Origin of the sequence: Intrasporangium sp. (genome assembly GCF_030452765.1) — a bacterium.
GTDB lineage: Bacteria > Actinomycetota > Actinomycetes > Actinomycetales > Dermatophilaceae > Intrasporangium_A.
Window position 1 is genome coordinate 1 of record NZ_JAKDLO010000154.1, and the last position, 10,450, is coordinate 10,450.

The following is a 10,450-nucleotide window of genomic DNA, read 5'->3' on the forward strand; positions in this document are numbered from 1 at the left end:
TTTCGCCGCGGGGGGGGGGGGTTTTGGGGGGGGCGGGCCCCCCCCGCCACCAGCTGGGCCGGCCGCGTTGAGGGGGCGCGGCCGGTCCGCACAGTTCGCTGGGGCACCGCTCGGCCACGACCCTCAGCCACGAACCAGCCACCAGGAACATCCAGCCATCACCAGGGAGACAGTCATGAACACAAAGCACGTCATCGGGTATGCAGCGACGGCACTGGTCGCCTTCGGGATCGGCGCGGCCGGAGGGTCGAGCGCGCCCGACGCCGCACCGACCGCCGCGACCCCGGCCGTCACGGTCACCGCCCCGGGTGCACAGAGCACCGTGCCGGGGCCGACCGTCACGAAGACGGTCGAGGTGCCCGGGCCGAAGACGACGGTCAGGGTGGGCCCACCGCCTCCGGCCGTCGCGATGGCCGGAGACGGGACCTACCAGATCGGCGTCGACGTGAAGCCAGGCATCTACGTCTCCAAGGCGTCACCGAGCGGGAACTGCTACTGGGCCAGGCTTTCCGGCTCGGACGGGTTCGAGTCGATCATCGCCAACGGCAACACGTCCGGGCAGGTCGTCGTCACGATCAAGAAGCACGACAAGTTCTTCGAGTCGAACGGCTGCAGCGACTGGACCCGGCGTTGAGGTGGGAGGCGGCATGTGGTCGACGACGAGCGCCCTCAATAGTTCGAGGCCACCCTTGGCACTGGCATGTCAACGCGGACGAGAACCGAGATGCCTGGTCCGCCGTCGTCGCTAGAATGAACGCGCAGCGTGCGCGAAGGAGGCTAGCCTTGCAGCTACGGCGCATCAGGGGATGCTCGCTGTTCAGCCTCGTCCCGACAGAACTCGGATCGGACACCGTGGTCCGGTGGAGCCGGCCGGTCGCCGATCTGCCGTGAGCAGTTCACAGCCGAGGGCCTCAGCGAGGGCGACGTAGGTCGCGTCGTACGCAGTGACGTTGGCCCGCAACTCGTAGGCGCGACGGACGAGCTGGAGTGTCGGCACCCGCTCGAAGTCCCATCGCTGCAAGTCCGTGATGGCGGCCTCGAAGCGTTCATCGGAGATGTCCTGCACCAGCCAGCGTTTGCGGAGCACGGCCACCGTTTCGACATCGACCAGATCCGGTGCAGCCAGATCGCCCGCAGCTCGCAGCTCACTGCGGGCGGCATCCCCGTCATCTTCGTCGTCAGCGAGCGCGTTGGCGAGGACCGATGCGTCGACGACGATCACACGCGGGCACGCTCGGCCGCGAGATCCTGCACCGCTTGGTGTAGCCCGACGCGACCGCCGTGGCGCTTCTCGATCCCGTCGAGTACATCGCTGAGCTCCTGCCGTTCGGCGAGGCGGCGCAGTTCCGTGGCCAGGTATTGCTGAAGCGACTGGTGGTGCTGTTCAGCCTTGCGTCGAAGAGCAGCATGGACGTCCTCGGGAACGTTGCGGACCAGTACATTCGGCACGCTTACATTATGCTTACAACTTGTCGGCGGGATCAAGTGGACGACCCTGAGGGGGCGCCCGTCCCCACGGAAGGATCCCCCACCCGCAATCGGCTGAACGAGACCCCCGAGTACCGCGCCGCGGCCGAGAAGGCGGCCGAACGGGCCGAGGGCGAGAAACTGCCGCTCGCGGAGCTGCCTGTTGTCCGCGGTCGCCGTGATGACCGCCCAGCGCTGGGGCGTGGCACCGGTTGCGCAGGTGGCCCAATGAGCGGGACGGTTGCCGCGACGAAAGAAGGGATGCCGAGCATGCACCGAGGGATGCCGCAGTGGTCCGAGCTGAGGCCGCTGATCCACGTCGAGCTGCCGGGCCTGGACCGACGGGCGCGCCGGCTCGCCCGCGCCGCCGACGTGTGGGACCTGCGCCGGCTGGCTCGTCGGCGCACCCCCACCGCGGCCTTCGACTACGTCGACGGGGGGGCCGGGCAGGAGCTGACGATGCGCCGCAACCGGGAGGCGTTCGACCGGGTGGAGCTGCTGCCGACCGCCCTGCCGGGGCTGACGAGCGTCGACCTGGCCACGACCATCGCAGGCGGCCCGTCCGCGGCACCGTTGGGGATCGCCCCCACCGGGTTCACCCGCATGATGCGCGCGGAGGGCGAGATCGCCGGTGTGCGAGCGGCTGCCGAGGCGGGCCTGCCGTTCTCGCTGTCCACCATGGGTACCCGCTCGCTCGAGGAGGTGGCGCAGGCCGCCCCGAACGCCCGGCGGTGGTTCCAGCTCTACCTGTGGAAGGAGCGGGACGGGTCGCTGCGCCTCGTCGAGCGGGCCGCCGCCAGCGGCTACGACACGCTCCTGGTGACGGTCGACACCGCGGTGGCCGGGCAGCGGCTGCGAGATGTCCGCAACGGCATGACGATCCCTCCGCGGCTGACCGCCCGGACGGTGTTGGACGCGTCGGTCCACCCGGCGTGGTGGTTCGACTTCCTCACCACGGACCCGCTGACCTTCGCTTCGCTGAGCGGCACCTCGCACGCCCTGGCCGAGCTGGTCAACTCGATGTTCGACCCCACCCTGTCGATGGACGACCTTCGCTGGCTGCGCTCGGTGTGGCCGGGCAAGCTGTTCGTCAAGGGCGTGCTGCGGCCCGAGGATGCCCGCCGCTGCCTCGAGGCCGGTGCCGACGGGCTCGTCGTGTCCAACCACGGCGGCCGTCAGCTCGAGCGGGCACCGGCCAGCCTGCACGCCCTGCCGGCCATCCGGGACGCGGTCGGCCCGGACGTGCAGATCATCCTCGACTCGGGGATCATGTCCGGCACCGACGTCGCGATCGCGCTGTGCGCCGGCGCCGACTTCGTCCTGATCGGCCGGGCCTACCTCTACGGGCTCATGGCCGGTGGGCAGCCCGGCGTGTCCAGGGTGTTGCAGCTGATCACCGAGGAGCTGCGAGTGGCGATGACGCTGCTCGGCGTCTCTTCGGTGCGCGAGCTCGGCCCCCAGTTCCTGCGTGAGCCCGCGGCCGAGTCGGTCAGCAGGCGCTCAGCCGAAGACGCTGAAACTGGCTCTTGACCGGTCCGCGTGCGCGGGTGAGCCATGCGAGATCGGCGGGACGGAGTCTGGGAACTGGGTATGCTGGCATACATGAAGCGCACCACTGTGAAGATTCCCGACGCGCTTGACGCGCGGCTGCGGCACGAAGCCGCGCGCAGGGGGGCGACCATTGCCGACATCAGCCGCGAGGCGCTGGAGGCATACTTCGCGGGGCCGGACGGAGAGGGCCGACGTCGGCTCGGTGCAGCAGGTGCCGGCCGCAGCGGACGCAGCGACGTCTCCGAGCGTATCGAGGAGATCCTGGCCGGCGAGGTTGCGCCATAGCCGCGCTCGTCGTCGACGCCGGACCGCTGTACGCCTACGTCGACGCCGACGATGCTCACCACTCTGCGTCGCTCGACCTGCTCGAGACCCATCCGGGTCCGCTCATCGTCCCCACCCTGGTCATCACCGAAGTTGTCTACCTCCTCGCCACTCGCCTCGGCCCCGAACCCGAGGTCCGCTTTCTCGGCGACCTCGCCGACGGAGCCTTCACCGTCGAGCCGGTGTCCGTCACGGACTGGCTCCGGGTCGCCGAGCTCGTGGCGCACTATCGCAACCTGCCCCTGGGCACCGTGGACGCCTCGGTCGTCGCCACGGCTGAACGCCTCGGCATCACCGACATCGCGACTGTCGACCGGCGTCACTTCACGGTCGTGCGCCCCGCCCACGTCGCCGCCTTCACGCTCCTGCCCTGATTGGCCGGCAGCCCTCCAACCGACGGGGGGTCGGCCAACAGTCGCGGTCGTAAGAACACAACAAGTCCGGCCCGTGCCACCACCGCGTGCGGCACAAGCAGGGGCGAGGCGGACTTGTTGTGTTCTTACGCACGGATCGAGACCCGACCCACTCGGCCATCCCGCGCACGCCGAAGCTCAGCCGAAGACGCTCAAGCTGCTGCGTGACCGGTCCACGTGCCGCAAGCGTCTGCGCGTCCCCTCCTCGTAGGGGACGCCCACCTCGTCGAAGAAGCCGAGCACCTTCGAGCGCTGCTGGCCCGGCGACTCGAGGCACAGGGCGCCGGTCTGCACGAAGCGGGCAAGCTGTCCGCAGCCGACACGACCATCATGCCTGCCGGGACACCGTCGTCGCGCCGTCCACCCGAGTCCGTATACCGCTCAGCCGGGGTCGGCGGGCCCGGTCGCCTCGTCGGCGTCGCCGTTGCTGATCACACGGCCCCGAGCGCAGGCCACCTGCCCGCGAGGGGGCTGAGCGGCATACAAATTCTGTGCCTGTGAGCACGTGTCCCCCGCCCGCTTCAGCCGCGGTTTCCCGCGCCGTGTCCCAGGAGACGCCGCACCGCTACCTACAACAGCGACGCGTCGAACGCGCAGTACTCCTGCTGCCCCGAACCAGCGCCTCCATCACCGAGGTCTGCCGCGACCTGGGGTACACCAGAGGATCATGGTCCGCCCCTCTCCAGCCACCCACGCTAGCCGGTGGTCGCGGCGCGGGTGCGGGAGGACCGCCACCTTTGCCGCCGCGGCGGGATAGTTGGCGGCGCCCCCCACCCGGGTCGGCTCGGGGAGCTCGCACGTCGCCTCGTCGGATGCGGGGCTCATCTCGAGCGCACCTGATCGACCATGGTGTCCGCCACGGTGATGGACAGGTGGGCGCCGGGTACCTCCGACGAGCTCAGGCCGCAGCGGCCGGGCGTCGACCGGTGGCGAGGAACATCGGGAAGTCGCGAGGCCCGCCGTCGGTCTCGTGGGTCACCGACCCCGCCGTCGTCAGGCTCACCTCGACCAGACCGGCGGCCTTGAACCAGGCCCGCACGTCCTCGCGCCGGAAGCCGTCATGTCCGTGGAAATCAGGGACCCCCGCGTGGAAGGCACCCGCAGGGTCATGGTCCAGGTCGACCAGTGCCAGGTACCCGCCCGGCCGCAGCAGCTGGGCGCACCTGCCGATCACCGAAGCGACGTCGTCCATGTGGTGCAGGGTGAGCAGCCCGAGGACGAGGTCGAAACTCGCGTCCGGCAACGGGTCGTGCTCGATGTCGTAACGCCGGGCTTCCCAGCCGACGTAGCGTGCATCGTCGAGCGCCTGGTGGGCAGCCGCCACCATGCCCGGAGCGACATCGGTGACCACGACCCGGCCGAGGTCGCCGGCGAGGGCACGTGCCAACAGACCTGTCCCGCCGCCGATCTCGAGGGCGCGCATGTCTGCACGCAGCGGCAGCGCCGCCCGGATGACATCGGCAACCGACCGGGCCCGCTCTGTGTGTCCCGGCCTCTGGTCCCACGTCGGCGCATCCTCGCTGAAGCGGTCCACCGTCGAGCTCCTTCGTGTCGTCTGCCAGGTCGTCGTTGGCTTCGTGACGTCAAGGGTATTCCGCTCCGACCCCCGCCTTGCGGCACGCCCACCGCGTGGCTGAGCTGAGCGGCATACGGCCGATGCCGAATGCCGCTCAGCTCGCCCCCCGACGACGGCTCTAGCGGTCACGGTACGACCCTTGACCCGAGTGAGAGGATGGCGAGAAAGAACGCCGCTGGAGGTGGACGATGGGCGATGGGTCCCTGCCGGTCTTTCGGACGGAGCTGACCCCGTTGTCACTGCTCGGCCGGTCGGCGGCGGTGTTTCCCGACAAGGACGCCATCGTCTACGGCGAGCGCCGGCTGACCTACCGCGAGTTCGGGGCTGCGGCGACGCGACTGGCCCGCGCGTTGCAGGCCTCGGGGATCGAGCCGGGCGACCGGGTCGCCTACCTCATGCCGAACCTGCCCGAGCTGCTCATCGCGCACTTCGGGGTGCCGCTCACTGGCGCCGTGCTCGTCCCGATCAACACCCGGCTGTCGCCGGAGGAGGTCGGCTACATCCTCGAGCACTCCGGCGCCCGTATCCTCGTGGTCGACGCCGAGCTGGCCGTCCCGCTCGGCACGTTGGGCCACCGGCTGCCCGAGTCGGTGGAGCAGGTGGTGACGGTTACCGACCCGGCCGCTCCGGGCCCGGCCGAGGCAGCGTTGAGCGGCCCGAGCTACGAGCAGTTCCTGGCCCGCGGCACCGACGAGCCGCTCCCGTGGACGGTGCCCGACGAGACCGCGACGATCACGATCAACTACACGTCCGGGACGACGGGGCGACCCAAGGGGGTCATGTACCACCACCGCGGCGCCTACCTGAACTCGCTCGGCGAGGTGATCCACTCGCGGCACAGCCTCGAGAGCGTCTACCTGTGGACGCTGCCGATGTTCCACTGCAACGGCTGGTGCACGACCTGGGGCGTGACCGGCGCAGGCGGCACGCACGTCTGCCTCCGCACGGTCGACGCGGCCGAGATCTGGCGGCTCTTCGACGCCGAGCGAGTGACGCACCTCAACGGCGCCCCGGTCGTGCTGAGCCTCGTCGCGAACCATCCCGCCGCCCATCGGCTGGACCACTCGCTCGTCGTGACGACGGCCGGTGCGGCGCCCAGCCCGTCGATCATCGAGCAGATGGGGCAGCTCGGGGCCACGATCGTGCACGTCTACGGCCTGACCGAGACCTACGGCCCCTACTCGGTGTGCGAGTGGCAGCCCGGCTGGCCCGACCTCGAGGTCGGCCAGCGCGCCCGGCTGCTGGCCCGGCAGGGCGTCGGGATGGTGTGCGCCGACCGGATGCGCGTCGTCGACGACGAGCTGGACGACGTGCCCGCCGACGGCGCCACGATGGGCGAGATCGTCATGCACGGCAACAATGTCATGACCGGCTACTTCAGGGACCCGGAGGCGACGGCCAAGGCGTTCGGGGGTGGGTGGTTCCACTCCGGGGACCTCGGCGTCCTGCACCCCGACGGCTACGTCGAGCTGCGCGACCGGGCCAAGGACGTCGTGGTGTCGGGCGGCGAGAACATCTCCACCGTCGAGGTCGAGCAGGCCCTGCTGTCGCACCCGGCGGTCCTCGAGGCCGCGGTCATCGGCGCCCCGGACGACCGGTGGGGCGAGCGCCCGAAGGCGTTCGTCGTGGTCCGGCCGGGGCAGGCGGTCGAGCCGGGTGTGCTGGTCGAGCACGTCCGCGGCCGGATCGCGCGCTTCAAGGCGCCCCGGGAGGTCGAGCTGGTCGACGAGCTGCCCAAGACGTCCACGGGCAAGGTCCAGAAGTACACGCTGCGCGAGCGGGAGTGGGCCGGCCACGCCAGCCGGATCAAGGGGTGATCAGCCCGCCACGTGAGGATCGCGCGGGCGCGCCCGATCCCGCTCAGCGGCATACGGGCTCATCGGTATGACGCTGAGCCGGCATCCAGCGCAAGGTACTTCGCGTACGGGGTGGGCTCAGGCCGTGCCCGCCAGGCCCGCTCACAGGGGTCGGGGCTCTCGATCTTCGGCAACGGCCTGGCCGCGCTTGGCTCGCTGGGGCTAGGAACGGCAATGCACCACCTCACCCGGAGCAGTGGCGCCGACCGCGGACGTCATCCGGGCCACCGGTCCCGAGGTCGTCAGCCGGCTGCCCATCGAGGAGCTCGTGCGTCCGCTCGCGACCTCGTCCTGTTCGCCACACCTGACGTGGTGAGCGGGCGCCAGTTCCTCAGTTCGACACGTGGCAGCCACCGCGGTGAAACGGGCGCACGCGCACCCCCCGAAGGTTCGGTATGCCGCTCAGCCGGCCCGGCGGCTGGGGTCAGCAGCCGCTCGGCCGGCCCGGGATGACGGCGGCGATGCTGGACGGCTACCGACGCGAGATCATCGACGCGGGCGCCTTGACCTCGTGATGGAGTCACACACTGGATCCCGGCGGAACGGCCAGCCGGGCTGGCACATGCCATCCGGCGCCGGGGTGAGTCGAGGGCGGCTCGAGCTGACGGGAGCGCGCTTCAGAGCAGTCGCGATGTCGTGCTCCCAAGGCCGGCAGTGCCATTCGAGAGCGGCCCGGCGGCGGCGCAGACGTTTCTTCGGACGACCAATATCCGTGCAGTCTCCCCAACACGTGCTCGGCGACCGCTGTGGTGACGAATAGGGGTCGTTCGGCGGAACGGCCGGTCAGTGGGCGAGGATGGCCACCATGAGCCAGATCACCGCACACAGTGCACACCGATGACTGGCAGCGTGCAGGCTGTTGTCTTCGAACTCGACGGAGTGTTTGAGCCGCATACGACCGGGCGCCGCACCGCGACCGGTCAGCTGGGGCGATAGGCATGGGCGCAGGGACGGAAGTCGAGCACGATCACAGCGTGTCTGAAGTCGTCGATCTCGTAGAGCACGCGCAGCTCCGACCGAGTCCGGCACTGTGGATCCCGTCAGCTCTGCGGTCAGCACCTGCCGACCCGAAGAGGGCTCTGCAACAGTGGACCGATGATGAACTCGATGGCGGCTGCGGCGACCCCCGGCGGAAGTCGCTCAGCGAGAGCCATACCGGAGCAGTATCAGAATGCACCGGAATGCTCCTGAGCTCCCAGAACGCAGTGGCCTGATCCCACGAGATGCGCATGTCGGAAGCCCCAGAGCTTTCTCTGCCCCCAGCACGGCACGTCGGCACGCGGCACGTCGGATCACTCGACGGCATGACGCGGCTCGCCGTTAGAGTCGGGCGCGTGGGGATCGAGCCGCTCGCTCAGATCAGACGGGGCGGTATGCCGTGGCGCGCCGGATCGCGGGGCCTGTTCGCGCCATACGCGCGTGGAACGGCCGGCGGCGGTCCCGGCACCCCACCTCACCGCACACGTCACGCTGGGAGGGCTCGATGCACCTGACTCCGCAAGAACACGACCGGCTGCTGCTCTTCACCGCCGCCGAGCTCGCTCGCGCCCGGCGCTCCCGTGGCTTGCGGCTCAACGTCCCGGAGGCCATTGCACTCGTGGCGGACACCGTCTGCGAGGCGGCGCGCGACGGGGCCCGGCTCGCGCAGGCAGTGGCCGCCGGCAGCGCCGTGCTGGACGGCGACGACGTGCTGCCCGGCGTCGCCGACGTGGTGCGCCGGGTCGAGGTCGAGGCCGTCTTCGACGACGGGACCCGGCTGGCGATCGTGCAGGAGCCGTTCGGCCCGCCGTCGGCGTCGGTGCTGGCTCCGGGCCACCTCGAGGTCGCACCCGTCGCGCCCCAACCGCCGACCGACGTCGTCGAGGTCGTCGTCGTCAACGAGTCCCCGGTGCCGATCAGCGTCACGTCGCACTTCCACTTCTTCGAGGTCAACCCGCGGTTGCGCTTCGAGCGCGCCGCCGCGTGGGGGCGCCACCTGGCCGTCCCGGCCGGCGCGGTGCAACGCTTCGACCCGGGTATGCCGCTCACGGTCGCCTTGGTGCCGTTCGGCGGAGAACGCGTGATGGTCGGCTTCGCGGGCCTGGTCGACGGGCCGCTGGACGCCCCCGGCGCCAAGCAGGCCGGCCTGGCGCGAGCCCACGCGTGCGGCTACCTCGGCGCCGAGCCTTCAGCCGAGCCGACGACGGGAGGTGAGCGCTGATGGGCAACCCCAGCCATGCGGCATACGGACCGACGACCGGTGACCGGGTCGCCCTCGGCGACACGGGGCTGGTCGTGCAGGTGGAGCATGACTCGCAGCGGCGCGGCGATGAGTTCCTCACCGGCTTCGCGCGGACGGCCCGCGACGGCATGCACCTGCTGGCGGCCTCGGTCCGGGAGACGTGCGACGTCGTGGTCACCAACGCGCTCGTCCTCGACCCGGTCCTCGGGGTCCGCAAGACCTCGATCGGGATCCGCGCGGGCCGCATCAGCGCGATCGGGCGGGCCGGCAACCCGCACACCCAGGTCGGCGTCCAGGTGGTCGTCGGGACCGGCACCACCATCATCAGCGGCGAGGGGCTGATCGCGACCGCGGGGGCGATCGACACGCACGTGCACCTGCTCAGCCCGCGGGTCATGGAGGCCTCGCTGGCCTCGGGCGTCACCACGATCATCGGCCAGGAGTTCGGGCCGGTCTGGGGGGTCGGGGTCAACTCCCCGTGGGCCCTGCGCACCGCGTTCGGCGCGTTCGACGCGTGGCCGGTCAACATCGGATTCCTGGCCCGCGGGTCGTCCTCGCACCCTGCGCCGCTGGTGGAGGCGCTCGTCGAGGGCGGGGCGTGCGGCTTCAAGGTGCACGAGGACCTGGGCGCGCACGCCCGCGCGCTCGACACCGCCCTGCGGGTCGCCGAGGAGCACGACGTGCAGGTGGCGATCCACACCGACGGGCTCAACGAGAGCCTGTCCGTGGCCGACACCCTCGCCGTGCTTGAGGGCAGGACCGCGCACGCGTTCCACGTCGAGGGCTGCGGCGGCGGTCACACCCCGGACGTGCTCAGCCTGGCCGGCGTCCCCAACGTCATCGGCTCCTCGACCAACCCGACTCTCCCCTTCGGCCGGGACGCGGTCGACGAGCACTTCGGGATGATCATGGACGTGCACGGCCTGTCCCCCGACGTGCCGTCCGACGTCGCGATCACCCGCGACCGGATCCGGGCCGGGACGATGGGCGCCGAGAACGTCCTGCACGACCTGGGAGTCATCCCGATCACCTCCTCCGATGC

Annotated in this window: 11 protein-coding genes; 7 read left to right on the forward strand and 4 right to left on the reverse strand. The window is 70.7% G+C overall.

What is annotated here, in order from left to right; all coding sequences use genetic code 11:
- The first annotated feature begins 175 nt into the window (after window positions 1-175).
- Entirely contained in the window at window positions 176-634 is a 459-nt protein-coding gene (locus tag L0H79_RS16850) for a hypothetical protein (RefSeq protein ID WP_301485809.1), read from the forward strand.
- A 183-nt stretch (window positions 635-817) separates the two neighbouring features.
- Here L0H79_RS16850 and L0H79_RS16855 read toward each other — a convergent pair whose 3' ends face one another.
- Window positions 818-1,222 carry a type II toxin-antitoxin system VapC family toxin gene (locus L0H79_RS16855; RefSeq protein ID WP_301485810.1) on the reverse strand — a complete coding sequence of 135 codons (405 nt, stop codon included), beginning with the start codon at window positions 1,220-1,222 and terminating at the stop codon, window positions 818-820.
- Entirely contained in the window at window positions 1,219-1,449 is a 231-nt protein-coding gene (locus tag L0H79_RS16860) for a hypothetical protein (RefSeq protein WP_301485811.1), read from the reverse strand. The genes L0H79_RS16855 and L0H79_RS16860 overlap by 4 nt, the downstream gene beginning before the upstream one ends.
- A 288-nt stretch (window positions 1,450-1,737) precedes the next feature.
- Between L0H79_RS16860 and L0H79_RS16865 the strand changes: the two genes are divergently transcribed.
- From L0H79_RS16865 to L0H79_RS16875, 3 genes are all read left to right on the forward strand, one after another.
- Window positions 1,738-2,997 (forward strand): alpha-hydroxy acid oxidase, encoded by a 1,260-nt coding sequence (locus L0H79_RS16865; protein ID WP_301485818.1) that lies wholly within the window; start codon window positions 1,738-1,740, stop codon window positions 2,995-2,997.
- 72 nt (window positions 2,998-3,069) lie between these two features.
- Window positions 3,070-3,303: a CopG family transcriptional regulator gene (locus L0H79_RS16870; RefSeq protein WP_301485812.1), complete on the forward strand. Its 234-nt coding sequence runs from the start codon at window positions 3,070-3,072 to the stop codon at window positions 3,301-3,303.
- A complete protein-coding gene (locus L0H79_RS16875) occupies window positions 3,300-3,716 on the forward strand; it encodes a type II toxin-antitoxin system VapC family toxin (RefSeq protein WP_301485819.1) in 417 nt (138 codons plus the stop codon). The genes L0H79_RS16870 and L0H79_RS16875 overlap by 4 nt, the downstream gene beginning before the upstream one ends.
- A 177-nt stretch (window positions 3,717-3,893) precedes the next feature.
- Here L0H79_RS16875 and L0H79_RS16880 read toward each other — a convergent pair whose 3' ends face one another.
- Window positions 3,894-4,049 carry a hypothetical protein gene (locus tag L0H79_RS16880; protein WP_301485813.1) on the reverse strand — a complete coding sequence of 52 codons (156 nt, stop codon included), beginning with the start codon at window positions 4,047-4,049 and terminating at the stop codon, window positions 3,894-3,896.
- A 604-nt stretch (window positions 4,050-4,653) separates the two neighbouring features.
- Window positions 4,654-5,289 (reverse strand): class I SAM-dependent methyltransferase, encoded by a 636-nt coding sequence (locus L0H79_RS16885; RefSeq protein ID WP_301485814.1) that lies wholly within the window; start codon window positions 5,287-5,289, stop codon window positions 4,654-4,656.
- Window positions 5,290-5,519: 230 nt separating this feature from the next.
- On the opposite strand from L0H79_RS16885, the gene L0H79_RS16890 reads away from it, so the two are divergent.
- The 3 genes from L0H79_RS16890 to L0H79_RS16900 form a co-directional block, all read left to right on the forward strand.
- Window positions 5,520-7,148 carry a long-chain-fatty-acid--CoA ligase gene (locus L0H79_RS16890; protein WP_301485815.1) on the forward strand — a complete coding sequence of 543 codons (1,629 nt, stop codon included), beginning with the start codon at window positions 5,520-5,522 and terminating at the stop codon, window positions 7,146-7,148.
- 1,522 nt (window positions 7,149-8,670) lie between these two features.
- The gene (ureA, locus tag L0H79_RS16895) at window positions 8,671-9,387 is read left to right on the forward strand and encodes an urease subunit gamma (RefSeq protein WP_301485816.1); all 717 of its coding nucleotides are present in this window, start codon (window positions 8,671-8,673) and stop codon (window positions 9,385-9,387) included.
- Window positions 9,387-10,450, forward strand: a 1,064-nt coding sequence (locus L0H79_RS16900) for an urease subunit alpha (RefSeq protein ID WP_301485817.1), incomplete at its 3' end; no start/stop codon positions are given. The genes ureA and L0H79_RS16900, both read left to right, overlap by 1 nt.

Bases quoted from the DNA above. Each gene is read 5' to 3' on its own strand.
- L0H79_RS16850 (WP_301485809.1), top strand. From the start codon at position 176: ATGAACACAAAGCACGTCATCGGGTATGCAGCGACGGCACTGGTCGCC.
- L0H79_RS16865 (WP_301485818.1), top strand. From the start codon at position 1,738: ATGCACCGAGGGATGCCGCAGTGGTCCGAGCTGAGGCCGCTGATCCAC.
- L0H79_RS16870 (WP_301485812.1), top strand. From the start codon at position 3,070: ATGAAGCGCACCACTGTGAAGATTCCCGACGCGCTTGACGCGCGGCTG.
- L0H79_RS16890 (WP_301485815.1), top strand. From the start codon at position 5,520: ATGGGCGATGGGTCCCTGCCGGTCTTTCGGACGGAGCTGACCCCGTTG.
- ureA (WP_301485816.1), top strand. From the start codon at position 8,671: ATGCACCTGACTCCGCAAGAACACGACCGGCTGCTGCTCTTCACCGCC.